Annotated in this window: 14 protein-coding genes and 5 tRNA genes; 15 read left to right on the top strand and 4 right to left on the bottom strand. The window is 56.1% G+C overall.

Annotation, left to right across the window (positions count from 1 at the left end; translation table 11 throughout):
• Positions 1-86 precede the first annotated feature (86 nt).
• From pncC to IB212_RS17960, 15 genes are all read left to right on the top strand, one after another.
• Positions 87-584 carry a nicotinamide-nucleotide amidase gene (pncC, locus tag IB212_RS18030; protein ID WP_028014190.1) on the top strand — a complete coding sequence of 166 codons (498 nt, stop codon included), beginning with the start codon at positions 87-89 and terminating at the stop codon, positions 582-584.
• Positions 585-673: 89 nt separating this feature from the next.
• Positions 674-1,732 (top strand): recombinase RecA, encoded by a 1,059-nt coding sequence (recA, locus tag IB212_RS18025; protein WP_028014189.1) that lies wholly within the window; start codon positions 674-676, stop codon positions 1,730-1,732.
• A gap of 68 nt (positions 1,733-1,800) precedes the next feature.
• Complete coding sequence (gene recX / locus IB212_RS18020; protein WP_045629917.1) at positions 1,801-2,301, top strand: recombination regulator RecX; 501 nt, start codon at positions 1,801-1,803, stop codon at positions 2,299-2,301.
• A gap of 131 nt (positions 2,302-2,432) precedes the next feature.
• Entirely contained in the window at positions 2,433-5,060 is a 2,628-nt protein-coding gene (gene alaS, locus IB212_RS18015) for an alanine--tRNA ligase (RefSeq protein WP_028014187.1), read from the top strand.
• Between the two features lie 241 nt (positions 5,061-5,301).
• Positions 5,302-5,487 carry a carbon storage regulator CsrA gene (csrA, locus tag IB212_RS18010; protein WP_000906486.1) on the top strand — a complete coding sequence of 62 codons (186 nt, stop codon included), beginning with the start codon at positions 5,302-5,304 and terminating at the stop codon, positions 5,485-5,487.
• A 342-nt stretch (positions 5,488-5,829) separates the two neighbouring features.
• Positions 5,830-5,922: transfer RNA gene (locus tag IB212_RS18005), tRNA-Ser, on the top strand.
• A gap of 4 nt (positions 5,923-5,926) precedes the next feature.
• Positions 5,927-6,003 (top strand) — tRNA-Arg (locus IB212_RS18000).
• A 64-nt stretch (positions 6,004-6,067) separates the two neighbouring features.
• A tRNA-Arg gene (locus tag IB212_RS17995) sits at positions 6,068-6,144 on the top strand.
• Positions 6,145-6,208: 64 nt separating this feature from the next.
• Positions 6,209-6,285 (top strand) — tRNA-Arg (locus tag IB212_RS17990).
• 161 nt (positions 6,286-6,446) lie between these two features.
• A tRNA-Arg gene (locus IB212_RS17985) sits at positions 6,447-6,523 on the top strand.
• 125 nt (positions 6,524-6,648) lie between these two features.
• Positions 6,649-7,215 carry a fructose-1-phosphate/6-phosphogluconate phosphatase gene (gene yqaB / locus IB212_RS17980; RefSeq protein WP_028014186.1) on the top strand — a complete coding sequence of 189 codons (567 nt, stop codon included), beginning with the start codon at positions 6,649-6,651 and terminating at the stop codon, positions 7,213-7,215.
• A complete protein-coding gene (locus tag IB212_RS17975) occupies positions 7,212-7,640 on the top strand; it encodes a YqaA family protein (protein WP_008499541.1) in 429 nt (142 codons plus the stop codon). Before yqaB ends, IB212_RS17975 begins: the two co-directional genes overlap by 4 nt.
• Positions 7,641-7,723: 83 nt before the next feature.
• Positions 7,724-9,268 (top strand): glutamate--cysteine ligase, encoded by a 1,545-nt coding sequence (gshA, locus tag IB212_RS17970; protein ID WP_126344971.1) that lies wholly within the window; start codon positions 7,724-7,726, stop codon positions 9,266-9,268.
• A gap of 152 nt (positions 9,269-9,420) precedes the next feature.
• Positions 9,421-9,936: an S-ribosylhomocysteine lyase gene (luxS, locus tag IB212_RS17965; protein ID WP_008499539.1), complete on the top strand. Its 516-nt coding sequence runs from the start codon at positions 9,421-9,423 to the stop codon at positions 9,934-9,936.
• Positions 9,937-9,989: 53 nt separating this feature from the next.
• Positions 9,990-10,754: a helix-turn-helix domain-containing protein gene (locus IB212_RS17960; protein ID WP_045260898.1), complete on the top strand. Its 765-nt coding sequence runs from the start codon at positions 9,990-9,992 to the stop codon at positions 10,752-10,754.
• On the opposite strand, the gene leuA is transcribed toward IB212_RS17960, so the two are convergent.
• The 4 genes from leuA to mprA all read right to left on the bottom strand — a co-directional run bounded on the left by leuA (position 10,741) and on the right by mprA (position 15,888).
• Positions 10,741-12,396 (bottom strand): 2-isopropylmalate synthase, encoded by a 1,656-nt coding sequence (leuA, locus tag IB212_RS17955; protein WP_188245876.1) that lies wholly within the window; start codon positions 12,394-12,396, stop codon positions 10,741-10,743. The genes IB212_RS17960 and leuA overlap by 14 nt on opposite strands.
• Before the next feature lie 96 nt (positions 12,397-12,492).
• Positions 12,493-14,040, bottom strand: a complete 1,548-nt coding sequence (emrB, locus tag IB212_RS17950; RefSeq protein WP_028014182.1) for a multidrug efflux MFS transporter permease subunit EmrB — start codon at positions 14,038-14,040, stop codon at positions 12,493-12,495.
• Between the two features lie 16 nt (positions 14,041-14,056).
• A complete protein-coding gene (emrA, locus tag IB212_RS17945; RefSeq protein WP_021241959.1) occupies positions 14,057-15,229 on the bottom strand; it encodes a multidrug efflux MFS transporter periplasmic adaptor subunit EmrA in 1,173 nt (390 codons plus the stop codon).
• A gap of 128 nt (positions 15,230-15,357) precedes the next feature.
• Positions 15,358-15,888: a transcriptional repressor MprA gene (mprA, locus tag IB212_RS17940; RefSeq protein ID WP_041911975.1), complete on the bottom strand. Its 531-nt coding sequence runs from the start codon at positions 15,886-15,888 to the stop codon at positions 15,358-15,360.
• Positions 15,889-16,093: the final 205 nt, after the last annotated feature.

Raw genomic sequence — 16,093 nt, 5'->3', positions numbered from 1 at the left:
CCCCTCGTAAAACCTGAAGCGCATCCCCATATCTGACGAGAAAGTGCTATCTTGTGCTGCACGTTTTTCTCAAGCCTGGAGCTAGAATGACTGACCATGAATTGATGCAGCTAAGCGAGATCGTTGGCCTTGCCCTGAAGCAGCGTGGCGCGACAATCACCACCGCGGAATCCTGCACCGGCGGCTGGGTGGCGAAAGCGATTACCGATATCGCCGGCAGTTCCGCCTGGTTTGAACGTGGCTTTGTGACCTACAGTAACGAAGCTAAGGCGCAGATGATTGGCGTGCGCGAAGCCACGCTGGAACAGCATGGCGCGGTCAGCGAACCAGTTGTCATTGAAATGGCCATTGGCGCGCTGAAAGAGGCGCGGGCAGATTACGCCATTTCCATCAGCGGCATCGCGGGGCCGGACGGCGGCAGCGACGTGAAGCCTGTCGGCACCGTCTGGTTCGGGTTTGCCACGTCCAAAGGGGAAGGGATAACCCGCCGGGAGTGCTTTAGCGGCGATCGCGAAAGCGTGCGTCGTCAGGCTACCGTTTATGCGTTAAAAACGCTCTGGCAACAATTTCTACAAAACACTTGATACTGTATGACTATACAGTATAATTGCACCAACAGAACAGAAGTCCATGGTGAAGCGCAGTTGCTTCTCCCGGCATGACAGGAGTAATAATGGCTATCGACGAAAACAAACAGAAAGCGTTGGCGGCAGCACTGGGCCAGATTGAAAAGCAATTCGGTAAAGGCTCCATCATGCGCCTGGGTGAAGACCGTTCCATGGATGTGGAAACTATCTCCACCGGTTCGCTTTCTCTGGATATCGCACTGGGCGCGGGCGGTTTGCCGATGGGGCGTATCGTAGAAATCTACGGTCCGGAATCCTCAGGTAAAACGACGCTGACCCTGCAGGTTGTTGCAGCGGCGCAGCGCGAAGGTAAAACCTGTGCGTTTATCGATGCCGAGCACGCGCTGGACCCGGTCTATGCCCGTAAGCTGGGCGTTGATATCGACAACCTGCTGTGTTCCCAGCCGGACACCGGCGAGCAGGCGCTGGAAATTTGTGACGCGCTGGCACGCTCCGGTGCGGTTGACGTGATCATCGTCGACTCCGTTGCGGCGCTGACGCCAAAAGCGGAAATCGAAGGTGAAATCGGTGACTCTCACATGGGCCTCGCGGCACGTATGATGAGCCAGGCGATGCGTAAGCTGGCCGGTAACCTGAAGCAGTCCAATACGCTGCTGATCTTCATCAACCAGATCCGTATGAAAATTGGTGTGATGTTCGGTAATCCGGAAACCACCACCGGTGGTAACGCCCTGAAATTCTACGCCTCTGTCCGTCTGGATATCCGCCGTATCGGCGCGGTGAAAGAGGGCGAGAACGTGGTGGGTAGCGAAACCCGCGTGAAGGTTGTGAAGAACAAAATCGCAGCACCGTTCAAACAGGCCGAATTCCAGATCCTCTACGGCGAAGGTATCAACTTCCTCGGCGAGCTGGTTGACCTGGGCGTGAAAGAGAAGCTGATTGAAAAAGCGGGCGCCTGGTACAGCTACAACGGTGACAAGATTGGTCAGGGTAAAGCGAATGCTATCTCCTGGCTGAAAGAGAACCCGGCTGCGGCGAAAGAGATTGAGAAGAAGGTGCGTGAGCTTCTGCTGAACAACCAGGACTCCAAACCTGATTTCGTGGTGGATGCTGCGGATGCTGAAGAAACCAACGAAGACTTTTAAGTCTCTCGTGTAAAGATGAAGGGCTGCTGACGCGGCCCTTTTTGCATTTCTGATTCTGCAGGTTTTTTATGAGTGAACCGACATCACGCCGACCCGCCTACGCGCGCTTGCTGGATCGTGCGGTACGCATTCTCGCCGTGCGCGACCACAGTGAACAGGAGCTGCGGCGGAAGCTGTCAGCGCCCGTCATGAGCAAAAACGGGCCGGAGGAGATTGATGCCACTGCGGAAGACTACGACCGCGTGGTGGCCTGGTGCTATGAGCATCATTACCTGGACGATGACCGGTTTGCCTCGCGTTTTCTCGCCAGCCGTGGTCGCAAAGGGTATGGGCCCGCGCGCATCCGCCAGGAGCTAAGCCAGAAAGGGGTGGCCAGGGAGTCCATCGAAAAAGCGATGCGCGAAAGCGACACGGACTGGTGCGAACTGGCAAAAGAGCAGGCGATTCGTAAGTACGGCGAACCGCTGCCGCGTGAATTTTCAGAAAAAGTCAAAATCCAGCGCTTTTTGCTCTACCGCGGCTTTCTGATGGAAGATATTCAGGATATCTGGCGTAATTTTGCCGATTGAACGCATGCGGGATTTTACTTCCCACTAAAGAAAACTTATCTTATTCCCACTTTTTCCAGTAGCTGGTCCGTCCAACGGTTTACCGATACAGGCTGGCTACGACATTTCGTTAGCTTGATTTCAGGATAATTATGAGCAAGAGCACCGCTGAGATCCGTCAGGCGTTTCTCGATTTTTTCCATAGTAAGGGACACCAGGTTGTTGCCAGCAGCTCCCTGGTACCGAACAACGATCCGACTCTGCTGTTTACCAACGCCGGGATGAACCAGTTCAAGGATGTGTTCCTTGGTCTCGACAAGCGTAATTATTCCCGCGCCACAACCTCACAGCGTTGCGTGCGTGCGGGCGGTAAACACAACGACCTGGAAAACGTCGGTTACACCGCGCGCCATCACACCTTCTTCGAAATGCTGGGTAACTTCAGCTTCGGCGACTACTTCAAACATGATGCCATTCAATACGCATGGGAGCTGCTGACCGGTGAAAACTGGTTCAACCTGCCGAAAGAGCGTCTGTGGGTGACCGTCTACGAAACCGATGACGAAGCGTTCGAAATCTGGGAAAAAGAAGTGGGTATCCCGCGCGAGCGTATTATTCGCATCGGTGATAACAAAGGCGCGCCATATGCGTCTGATAACTTCTGGCAGATGGGCGACACCGGTCCTTGCGGTCCGTGCACCGAGATCTTCTACGATCACGGCGACCATATCTGGGGTGGCCCTCCAGGCAGCCCGGAAGAAGACGGCGATCGCTATATTGAGATCTGGAACATCGTCTTCATGCAGTTCAACCGCCAGGCTGACGGCACTATGGAGCCGCTGCCGAAGCCATCCGTTGATACCGGTATGGGCCTGGAGCGTATCGCCGCGGTTCTGCAGCACGTTAACTCCAACTACGAGATTGACCTGTTCAGCACTCTGATCAAAGCCGTTGCGAACGTTACCGGCGCGACCGATCTGAACAACAAATCGCTGCGCGTTATCGCAGACCATATTCGTTCCTGTGCGTTCCTGATTGCCGACGGCGTTATTCCGTCGAATGAAAACCGTGGCTACGTGCTGCGTCGCATCATTCGCCGTGCGATCCGTCACGGCAACATGCTGGGCGCGAAGGACACCTTCTTTTATAAACTCGTTGGGCCACTGATTGGCGTGATGGGGTCAGCCGGCGACGAGCTGAAACGCCAGCAGGCGCAGGTTGAGCAGGTTCTGAAAACCGAAGAAGAGCAGTTCGCTCGTACGCTGGAGCGCGGTCTGGCGCTGCTGGACGAAGAACTGGCGAAGCTTAAGGGTGACACGCTGGATGGCGAAACCGCTTTCCGCCTGTACGACACCTACGGCTTCCCGGTTGACCTGACGGCGGACGTTTGCCGCGAGCGCAACATCAAAGTTGATGAAGCAGGATTTGAAGCTGCGATGGAAGAGCAGCGTCGTCGTGCGCGTGAGTCCAGCGGTTTCGGTGCAGACTACAACGCGATGATCCGCGTTGATAGCGCGTCTGAATTCAAAGGTTATGAAGCGCTGGAACTGACCGGCAAAGTGACCGCCCTGTTTGTTGACGGTAAAGCCGTAGACAGCATCAGCGCGGGTCAGGAAGCCGTTGTCATTCTGGACAAAACGCCGTTCTATGCGGAATCCGGCGGTCAGGTTGGCGATAAAGGCGAACTGAAAGGCAACGGTTTTAGCTTCAGCGTCAGCGACACCCAGAAATACGGTCAGGCGATCGGTCACCAGGGCAAACTGGTATCCGGTTCTCTGAAAGTGGGCGAGGGCGTACAGGCTAACGTTGATGAAGCACGCCGTGCGCGCATTCGTCTGAACCACTCTGCAACCCACCTGATGCACGCAGCCCTGCGCGACGTGCTGGGTACCCACGTTGCACAGAAAGGTTCTCTGGTAAACGATAAAGTGCTGCGCTTCGACTTCTCGCATTTTGAAGCGATGAAGCCGTCTGAAATTCGCGCGGTGGAAGACCTGGTGAACGCGCAGATCCGTCGTAACCTGCCAATTGAGACCCACATCATGGATCTTGAGGACGCGAAGAAAAAAGGTGCGATGGCGCTGTTTGGCGAGAAATATGACGAGCGCGTTCGCGTGCTGAGCATGGGCGACTTCTCTACCGAACTGTGCGGCGGTACTCACGCCTCGCGCACCGGTGACATCGGCCTGTTCCGCATTGTTTCCGAATCCGGTACGGCTGCAGGTGTGCGTCGTATTGAAGCGGTGACCGGTGAAGGCGCAATCGCCAGCCTGCATGCGCAGAGCGATCAGCTGCACGACATCGCGCAGCTGCTGAAAGGCGATAGCCAGAATCTGGGCGAGAAAGTGCGCGTTGCGCTGGATCGTACTCGTCAGCTGGAAAAAGAACTCCAGCAGCTGAAAGAACAGGCTGCGGCGCAGGAGAGTGCAAACCTCTCCAGTAAAGCGGTAGACATTAAGGGCGTCAAACTGCTGGTCAGCGATCTGGCGGGCGTTGAGCCTAAGATGCTGCGTACTATGGTCGACGATCTCAAGAACCAGCTTGGTTCTACCGTTATCGTGCTGGCGACGGTGGCAGAAGGTAAGGTTTCTCTGATTGCGGGCGTCTCTAAGGATGTGACCGACCGCGTTAAAGCAGGGGAACTGATTGGTATGGTCGCTCAGCAGGTGGGCGGCAAGGGTGGCGGTCGTCCGGACATGGCGCAAGCCGGTGGTACGGATGCGGCGGCACTTCCTGCGGCATTAGCCAGCGTTGAAAGCTGGGTAAGCGCGAAACTGTAATAACTACAAAGCACAAGCAGACGCCATAGCGGCAACGTTATGGCGTCTTGTTCACTGTGCTATCGATAACGATAAAGTCAGGTTGAGTTTGTGTATATCGGCTAAACTTACGTTTAACAGAATGTGATGCCGTGACTGCTTACACTTTACGTGTTTGTCATCGCTTACTTTTTGGCGTTATATGATGGATAATGCCGGGATACAAGAGACCCGACTCTTTTAATCTTTCAAGGAGCAAAGAATGCTGATTCTGACTCGTCGAGTTGGTGAGACCCTCATGATTGGGGATGAGGTCACCGTGACAGTTTTAGGGGTAAAGGGTAACCAGGTACGTATTGGTGTTAACGCTCCTAAAGAAGTATCTGTCCACCGTGAAGAGATCTACCAGCGTATCCAGGCTGAAAAATCCCAGCAGTCCAGTTACTGATATTGTCGCGTCTCGCTGTCGGGCGAGACGCAACCCTCCCGCTATTTTTCCTGCTCAAAGTTACCGTTTAATTTCAATCGCTCTCTTTTTAACCACTCCGTTACCCTTAACTCGTCTCAATACCGCCATTTCGGCAGATGTTTTCTGTGGCATTGCCTGCAAAATCCGCTTATAAAACACCCTCTTTGCGGCTTTTACATGCGAATTGCGTGTGATTTGTGCAAACGATAAAAGCTTTTGGAAAATTGTTTGACTTATAAGTCCCAGAAAGTAATATATGCGCCACGCAGCGACGAGAAGCTCTTAACGAGTCACTCGAAGCACTCGAAAGAGGCGTTGTGTGGTGAGGTGGCCGAGAGGCTGAAGGCGCTCCCCTGCTAAGGGAGTATGCGGTCAAAAGCTGCATCCGGGGTTCGAATCCCCGCCTCACCGCCATTTTGCATCCGTAGCTCAGCTGGATAGAGTACTCGGCTACGAACCGAGCGGTCGGAGGTTCGAATCCTCCCGGATGCACCATCTATTACTTCATATTGCTTTCGAAGTGATATGAATATCGAGCAGTACAGTAGTAAATCCCGATGCATCCGTAGCTCAGCTGGATAGAGTACTCGGCTACGAACCGAGCGGTCGGAGGTTCGAATCCTCCCGGATGCACCATCTATTACTTCATATTGCTTTCGAAGTGATATGAATATCGAGCAGTACAGTAGTAAATCCCGATGCATCCGTAGCTCAGCTGGATAGAGTACTCGGCTACGAACCGAGCGGTCGGAGGTTCGAATCCTCCCGGATGCACCATATTCTCCGAGATAACAGCGATGCTGTTTTTTCAAGCTCTGCGAGTTAATCGCAAGCACCAGGGAGGATAACGTTGCTTTAGCAACGGCCCGAAGGGCGAGGCGCAGCCGAGTAATCCTCCCGGATGCACCATTTACTGTTTCTAAAAGCATTTCCCCGATGCATCCGTAGCTCAGCTGGATAGAGTACTCGGCTACGAACCGAGCGGTCGGAGGTTCGAATCCTCCCGGATGCACCATCCCTTCTGTTATTCCCTTCGATGTTTAGTTCTTAATCACTCTCGTAGTTATCACTTCTCAATCAGCGACAAAAACCCCCTTTTACGATAAAGTAATGCTTTGTTAATCGTTTAGCGAGAGCACGATGTACGCACAGTATGACGGTTTGATCTTCGACATGGATGGCACCATCCTGGATACTGAACCCACGCATCGTCAAGCCTGGACCGAGGTCCTTGGCCGCTACGGCATGCGTTTCGACCTTCAGGCGATGATTGCCCTCAACGGATCCCCAACCTGGCGTATTGCGCAGGCCGTGATTGAACTGAATCAGGCCGATCTCGACCCACACCTTCTCGCGCGTGAAAAAACCGATGCGGTAAAAGCCATGCTTTTAGATACCGTACGCCCTCTGCCACTGATTGATGTGGTAAAAGAGTGGCACGGGCGTCGCCCGATGTCTGTCGGGACGGGCAGCGAGAGCGCGATAGCAGAAGCGTTGCTCAACCATCTTGGCCTGCGCCACTATTTTTCTGCCGTGGTGGCCGCCGATCATGTTAAAAATCACAAGCCCGCGCCGGACACCTTCCTGCTTTGTGCAGAATTAATGGGCGTACCGGCGGCAAAATGCGTCGTGTTTGAAGATGCCGACTTCGGTATTCAGGCCGCGCGTGATGCCGGAATGGCGGCGGTGGATGTGCGCTTACTGTGAGTGACGCGCTGTCGCTTGCCTCATTATTCGCCAGCAGTTTTCTAAGCGCCACGCTGTTACCGGGAAATTCGGAAGTGGTACTGGTGGCGATGCTGTTGTCCGGCGTGAGTCAGCCCTGGCTGCTTGTATTAATAGCAACAATGGGTAATAGCCTTGGAGGGCTGACTAACGTTATTCTTGGGCGTTTCTTTCCGCTGCGCGAAAAATCGCGCTGGCAGGAAAAGGCAGTCGGCTGGCTAAAACGCTATGGCGCTGCCACGCTGTTATTAAGCTGGATGCCTGTAATAGGCGATTTACTGTGTCTGCTGGCGGGATGGATGCGCATCTCCTGGGGACCGGTGCTCTTTTTTTTGTGCCTTGGCAAGGCGTTGCGCTATGTTCTCGTGGCGTGGGCAACACTACAGGGTATGACGTGGTGGCACTAATTGGTGGAATGAATACGCGACCTTCAATCGTCAACCATTACAATTATGCTGAGTAACATTACTTTGACAGGCGGGAGGTCAATTTGATCCCGGACGTATCTCAGGCGCTGGCCTGGCTGGAAAACCACCCTCAGGCTCTGAAGGGTATTCAGCGTGGTCTTGAGCGTGAAACGCTGCGCGTTAACGCGGACGGTAGCTTAGCGACGACGGGTCACCCGAAGGCGTTAGGCTCGGCGCTGACACATAAATGGATCACAACCGATTTCGCTGAAGCGCTGCTGGAGTTCATTACGCCGGTGGACGGCGATATTGATCATATGCTGACGATCCTGCGCGACATCCATCGCTACACCGCGCGCAATCTCGGCGATGAGCGTATGTGGCCGCTCAGCATGCCGTGCTATATCGAGCAGGGCCAGGAGATTGAGCTGGCGCAGTACGGCACGTCAAACATTGGTCGGCTGAAAACGCTCTATCGCGAAGGTCTTAAAAATCGCTACGGCGCGCTGATGCAGACGATCTCTGGCGTGCACTACAATTTCTCTTTGCCGATGGCGTTCTGGCAGGCGAAGGGGGGAGAAACGGATAAAGAAGCGATCTCCGCCGGTTATTTCCGTCTGATCCGCAACTATTACCGTTTTGGCTGGGTGATTCCGTATCTGTTTGGCGCGTCGCCTGCCATTTGTTCATCGTTCCTGCAGGGGAAACCGACCACGCTGCCGTTCGAAAAAACCGAGTGTGGCATGTACTATCTCCCGTACGCGACTTCTCTGCGCATGAGCGATCTGGGCTATACCAATAAATCGCAAAGCAATCTCGGTATTACGTTTAACGAATTGCACGAATATGTGGCAGGATTGAAGCGGGCGATTAAAACTCCGTCGGAAGAGTACGCGAAAATCGGCCTCGAAAAAGACGGAAAGCGCCTGCAAATCAACAGCAACGTATTGCAGATTGAAAACGAACTGTATGCGCCAATTCGTCCGAAGCGCGTGACGCGCAGCGGTGAAACGCCGTCGGATGCGCTGCAGCGCGGCGGCATTGAATACATTGAAGTGCGCTCGCTGGACATCAACCCGTTCTCACCGATTGGCGTTGACGAGCAGCAGGTTCGCTTCCTGGATCTGTTTATGGTCTGGTGCGCGCTGGCGGATGCGCCGGAAATGAGTTCAGACGAACTGCTTTGTACGCGCACGAACTGGAACCGCGTGATTCTGGAAGGCCGTAAACCGGGTCTGACGCTGGGTATTGGCTGCGAAACGGCGCAGTTCCCGCTGGCTAAGGTTGGTAAGGATCTGTTCCGTGACCTGAAGCGTGTTGCCCGCACCCTGGACAGCATCGACGGCGGCGACGCGTATCAACAGATTTGCGACCAGCTGGTGGAATGCTTTGATAATCCGGAACTGACGTTCTCTGCGCGCATTTTGCGCACCATGATCGAGCAGGGGATTGGCGGCACGGGGCGTTCACTCTCAGCGGAGTACCGTGAGATGCTGATACAGGAGCCGTTAGAGATCCTGAGCGAAGCGGATTTTGTCGCGGAGCGCGACGCGTCCCTGGTGCGTCAGAAAGAGGTTGAAGCGGCGGATACGGAGTCGTTTGAGGCGTTTCTGGCGAAGCAGGCTTAAGCAGAAAAGAAAAAGGCCACATCGCTGTGGCCAAAATATACATCTCTGAATTCAGGGATGATGATAACAAATGCGCGTCTTTCATATACTCAGACGTGCATTCTGTAGAAGAGTTCAGTTTATTTTAAAAAAATCACTATCGGAGGTGACGTATGCCGTTATTAGATAGCTTTACTGTCGACCATACCCGTATGGAAGCACCTGCAGTCCGCGTGGCGAAGACCATGCACACCCCGCACGGCGACACGATCACCGTATTCGATCTGCGCTTCTGCGTGCCGAATAAAGAAGTGATGCCGGAGAAAGGCATTCACACCCTGGAACACCTGTTCGCCGGTTTCATGCGTGACCACCTGAACGGCAACGGCGTTGAGATCATCGACATCTCTCCGATGGGCTGCCGTACCGGCTTCTACATGAGCCTGATTGGTCAGCCTGAAGAGAAACGCGTCGCCGATGCGTGGAAAGCGGCGATGGAAGACGTGCTGAAAGTGAAAGAGCAGAACCAGATCCCTGAGCTGAACGTTTACCAGTGCGGCACTTACCAGATGCACTCTCTGGAAGAAGCCCAGGAAATTGCCCGTCACATCATCGAGCGTGACGTACGCGTAAACAGCAATGAAGAGCTGGCCCTGCCAAAAGAAAAACTGCAGGAGCTGCACATCTAGTATTGTGCCTGTGGATGCCCGGTGGCGCTTCGCTGGCCGGGCCTACAATCCTCATGACGACAACCACCACCTTCTCCTTTACCCATCGCCCGCTTGTGCCGTTTTCGCATGATTATGCTCATGGCGATAGCGAGCCGTGGCATGAGCACGACTGCGCGCAGCTGCTGCACAGCCTGACGGGCGTCGTGCGGGTCGATACCGCATCCGGCTGCTGGGTAGTGCCGCCCGGGCGCGGCGTCTGGCTACCGGCGGGAACACAGCACTCGCTTCGCATCACCGGCAACGTTGCAGCCCGCACGCTGTTTATCGATCCGCTGGCGCGAGCCGATCTCCCGGCGACCTGTCAGATCGTGCAGATCTCCCCGCTGCTGCGCGAGCTGATCCTCACCTCCCTGACGCTACCGGAGTCGTACTCGCCGGGAAGCCGTGACGAGCGCGTGTATGAGCTCATTCTGGATGAAATTCGCATCATGCCGGTGCTGCCGTTTCACCTGCCGGAACCGGAAAGTGAAGCGTTACGCCAGCTATGTCGGCAGGTCCGTCAGTTACCAGGTGAAAGCTGGAGCGGTCAACAGAGCGCGAGCTTGCTCGGCATGAGCGAGCGTACGCTGAACCGCCATTTTCAGCAGCAGACCGGGTTAAGCTACGGCGAGTGGGTGAGAAGGGCGCGCCTGCTGGAAGCCTTAGTGCGGCTGGCGCAGGGCCAGCCGGTGCTGCGCGTGGCGCTGGATCTGGGATACGGCAGCCACAGCGCCTTTACGGCGATGTTCCGCCGGGCGATGGGTATCTCTCCCAGCGATTACTTTAAGAACGACTGACCGCGTTAAACAGCGCCTGAAGCGACGCGCGCGCCACGTCGCTGTCAATGCCCACGCCCCAGCTGCTCGTGCCGTCCTGGAACAGGCAGCGGATATAGGCCACCGAGCGGCTGTCGCTGCGTTCGCCCAGCGTATGTTCGTGATAATCCTTAATCACAAACGGCGCGTTGACCCAGCGGCTCAGGCCCTGCGCGGCAGCGGAGAGCAGACCGTTGCCCTGACCCTCCAGCTGGCGCGTTACCCCCTGCATGACGACGCTTGCCGTCAGCCGCAGCTGGCCGTCCTGCTGGCCGTCGCTGCGGTAGGATTGCAGCGCCAGCTGCGGCGTCGTTACCAGCCCGTAGCGGGTGCGGAATAGCTGCCACAGTGCGTTCTGCGTCATTTCTTTCCCGTGGCGATCCGTTTCCTGCTGCACGTGATGGCTAAAATCCTGCTGCAGGGCGCGGGGCAGCTTCAGGCCGTGGTTTTGCTCAATAAGCCAGGCGCTGCCGCTTTTTCCTGACTGGCTGTTCACGCGGATCACCGCTTCGTAGGTGCAGCCGATGTCCTGCGGATCGACGGGCAGATAGGGCATCTCCCAGCGATCGCCAGGCCTGCGGGCATCAAAGCCTTTCTTAATGGCGTCCTGGTGCGAGCCGGAGAAGGCGGTATAGGCCAGCCGTCCTGCCCACGGATGGCGCGGATGGACAGGCAACTGGTTGCAGGCCTCTACCGTTTCGACCACCCGATTCATATCGCTAAAGTCCAGATTGGGACTAATGCCCTGGCTGTAGAGGTTCATCGCCAGCGTTACCAGGCAAACGTTGCCCGTGCGTTCGCCGTTGCCAAAAAGGCAGCCCTCTACGCGGTCGGCCCCGGCCATCACCGCCAGCTCCGCGCTGGCGACGCCCGTTCCGCGGTCGTTATGCGGATGCACGCTGATGCAAACGTCGCGGCGACGGCTGAAGTGGCGGCAGAAATACTCTATCTGATCGGCATAGACGTTCGGCGTACTGACCTCGACGGTAGCGGGTAAGTTGATCACCATTGGCCGTTCATCGCACGGCTGCCAGATCTCCGCCACGGCTTCACAAATCTCCAGCGCAAACTCCGGCTCGGTAAAGCAGAAGGTTTCCGGGGAGTACTCGTACTGCCAGCGGGTTTCAGGGTTCTCTTCACAAAGCTGGCGGATAAGCCGCGTGGCGCGGGTGGCCAGCTCGACGATCTGCGCTTTCTCCATGCCGAACACCAGGCGGCGGAACAGCGGGGCGGTGGCGTTATACAGGTGGACGGTGGCCTGCTTCGCGCCGCGCAGGGATTCAAAAGTACGATGGATAAGATCTTCCCGCGCCTGTGTTAACACCTGAATCGTGACGTCATCCGGAATGCGGTTCTCTTCGATGAGCTGGCGGACAAAGTTGAAGTCGGTCTGCGAGGCGGACGGGAAGGCGACCTCAATCTCTTTAAATCCGCAGCCCAGCAGCAAATCCCAGAACTGCAGCTTGCGCGCGCTGTCCATCGGCTCGGCAAGCGCCTGGTTGCCGTCGCGTAAGTCTGTCGAAAGCCAGCGCGGCGCGCGGGTGATGGTCTGCTCCGGCCAGCGGCGGTCGGGCAATGAAACGGTGGGATAAGGCTGGTATTTGTCGGCGGGTGTGTTCAGCATGATGCGCTCCTGTTGTCTTTTCACTATCGTGAATTGATTTCAGGAGCGCTGCTTCATCGAAACTGACAATCGCTGTCGCGTTCTGGACAACGCGAATTAGTGCGCCCCTCCGCCGCCGCCACCGGCGCCAAACGGCGGTCTGGCAAACCACACCAGCCCCAGCAGGACGATGAAGATCCCCGCTGATATCCAGAAAATCTCGTTTGCCGAGATAATCAGCCCCTGGTTGGTGATCTGCTGGGCAATCCAGCCGGATGCCTGCTGCTCCGTCATCCCCATGCCCTGAAGCTGACTGTACATCTGCTGGGCATTCGGATTGTACGGGTTCACCGCTTCGGTCAGCTGGGCATGGTGCATCGATTCACGGTTGGTCCACAGGGTGGTGGTGATCGACGTCCCGATGGAACCCGCTAGCGTACGGGTGAAGTTCGACAGACTTGATGCCGCCGCCAGACGCTCAGGCGGCAGGCCAGAGAGCGTAATGGTGGTCAGCGGCATAAAGAAGCACGCCACCGCAAAGCCCTGAATGAACTGCGGCCACGCCGAGGCGCCAAAGTCCATTCCCGGCTCAAAGGTATACGCGCGCCAGTAGAAGCACACGGCGTACATAATGAAGCTGAACGTCACCAGCCGACGCATGTCGAGCTTGTGGGCGAAGCGGCCAATAATCGGCGACAGCAGAACCGGGATCACCCCAACGGGCGCTGAGGCCAGACCCGCCCAGGTCGCGGTATAGCCATACACCTCCTGCAACAGCTGCGGCAGCAGAACAATCGCGCCGAAGTAGAGCATATAGGCGAGGCTGATACACAGGCAGCCGATGGTGAAGTTTCGCGATTTGAAGAGCGAGAGATCGACAATCGGGTTGTCGTCCGTCAGCTCCCAGACAATCAGGAAGCTTATCGACACCACCGCGACAATGGTCAGGATGATGATCTCCTGCGAGTTGAACCAGTCGAGCTCTTTACCGCGGTCGAGCATGATCTGCAGACTGCCGATACCCAGGATCAGCAGCGCCAGCCCGATGCTGTCGATACGGCGCTGTTCGGTGCGCGTCTCTCGTCCCCGCAGCGACTGCAGCGTCATCAATACCACGACGGCGCCAATCGGTACGTTGATAAAGAAGATCCAGCCCCAGTGGTAGTTATCGCTGATGTACCCGCCCAGAATCGGTCCGCAGATAGGCGCGACGATAACGGTCATTGACCATAGCGCCAGCGCGACCGAACGTTTTGCTGGGGGGTAGTTGCTCAGCAGCAAACTCTGCGACAGCGGGATCAGCGGCCCGGCGACAATCCCCTGAATGACGCGGAAGAAAATCAGCATCGTCAGGCTGCTGGACATGCCGCACGCCCAGGAGGCAAGAACAAACGCTACCGTGGACCAGAGGAACAGCTTCACCTCACCGACGCGCTTCGCCAGCCAGCCGGTGATAGGGATGGAGATGGCGTTTGCCACCCCAAACGAAGTAATGACCCAGGTCCCCTGGCTCAGCGACGAGCCAAGGTTGCCGGCGATGGTTGGGATCGCCACGTTTGCGATGGTGGAGTCCAGCACCTGCATGAATGTCGCCAGCGACAGCGCAATGGTCATAATGACCAGCTGCGCGCCTTCCAGCGGTTTTTGCGGCTTTTGCTGTTGCATAACGCTCACCTTCGGTTTAACCGGCGTTTGCCTTCACGATGTCATCGATCAGTTTGTTGACCGGATCGAGGCTAATTTCACGGGCGTTACTTTCATAAACCGGGCTGCTACGCACCTGGCTTGCCAGGATCTGACCGTCGCGGTTGGCGGTATCGACCGTCACAAGCGTTGAGAGGCCGATACGCAGCGGGTGATCCGCCAGCTGTTTGGCATCCAGCTCGATACGCACGGGCAGACGCTGAACCACTTTAATCCAGTTACCGGTGGCGTTTTGCGCAGGCAGCAGGGAGAAGGCGCTGCCGGTCCCCATATCCAGACCCACCACTTTCCCGGTGTACTTCACGTCATCGCCATAGATGTCGCTGACGACCGTCGCGGTCTGGCCGATACGCATATGGGCGAGCTGCGTCTCTTTAAAGTTGGCGTCTACCCACAGGTTGTCTGCCGGCACGACCGCCATCAGCGGCGTGGTCGGGCTAATCTGCGCCCCTGGCTGGACGGAACGGCGGGAGACGTAGCCGGTCATCGGGCTGACGATTTTGGTACGCTGCAGGGCAAGCCATGCGTTGCGTACTTCAGTCGCCGCCTGTTGTACGGCGGGCTGGTTTTCGAGGCTGGTGCCGAGCACCATCGCCTGGTTGGCGTTGTACTGTTGAATGGCCACATCCAGCTGTGCCTGAGCGCTGGCGACGGCGTCGCGGGCGTGCTGCAGCTCTTCACGGCCAATCAGGTTGGCCGTGCCGAGCGGTACACGGCGATTCAGGTCGCTCTGCGCCTGCGCGAGTGCGGTTTTCTGCACGTCGATGTTGGCCTGCAGCTGTTTACTGTTGATCATCAGCTGGCGGGTCTGACGGACGCTGGAGGCCAGCGCGGTCTGGGCTTTCTCAAATGCCTGCTGGGCGTCGGTTGGATCGAGGGTCACCAACACATCGCCTTTTTGCACAAAGTCGGTATTGTCAGCCCAGACTTTCGTCACGCTGCCCGACACCTGCGCCATAATCTGTACCTGGTTCCCTGCCACGTATGCGTCGTCAGTCTCTTCTGCATGACGCAATACTAAAAACCAATAGATCCCATATGCCACGGCAATAATAATAAAGAGCAAGGTCAACAGAAGAAGGGCACTTTTACGTTTGCCTTTCTTATTGGCCGGTTGCTGCGGGGTAGTGCTCTCCGCATTTGCGCTCATTGTTGTTCTCCACGATCTTCTTATTTTCACATCGGCTGAGCCGACCTGTTGTCAGAAAGGCCAGCAGTGTGACGTGCTGGCCTGTCGGTTTTCTTATATAAATCTGGATTGTTGAGCGTGTCGTCGCGTTAGCGCAGCGCCTCAAGAACAGCGCCTTCTTCATCCATCTGGTCCAGACGGGTGAGCAGCTTGCGAGTGATATGCTCAAGCTGGTCGCGCTCGGAAGTACTGAGGGCAGACCAGAGTTTGTGCAGGCAATTGTGCTGAGGTGGCAGCACCTCACGCAGGAACTGGTGACCTTTATCGGTCAATTGCAGATGCAGGCAGCGGCGATCGTTATCGCTTTCACGGCGCTCAATCCAGCCGCGCTTTTCCAGCTCATCGGCAATACGGGTCGCATTGGTACGGGACGATCCCAGCGCGCAGCTCAGCTCAGAAGGCTGAATGCTATGGTTTTCCTGAGACTCCAGCGTAATCAACGCCATAAACAACGTCTCGTTAATCCCTTGAGCTTTCAGCATTTTATTACGATTTTCCAGTAGCTTACCCTGCATGTGCATGCACAGGCGGGTCAACAGGATTTCCTGATACGGGAAGTCCTCATGACGACTGGCGCGGAATTTAAGCATTTGTTCAATGGGCGTAAACGAACTATCCATTTTGGGCATAACCTCATTAATTACAGCCGATATAGTAACGATGGTGACAAATAATGTAAATGAATTATTTGTGCGGTTATATCCGCCAAACGAATGCCACCATCAAAGAGCGCCGGGTAAGTCCGTGACCCGGTGAGCACAGAAAGCGTAGGGTATAAACCCGCTGAAGAGAGGATGTGGGGACGGGGGTCTGAACTATTCATGC

It is taken from the genome of Enterobacter sp. E12, assembly GCF_014596715.2.
Taxonomy (GTDB): Bacteria; Pseudomonadota; Gammaproteobacteria; order Enterobacterales; family Enterobacteriaceae; genus Enterobacter; species Enterobacter bugandensis.
This window is presented reverse-complemented; position numbering and strand designations above follow the sequence as displayed.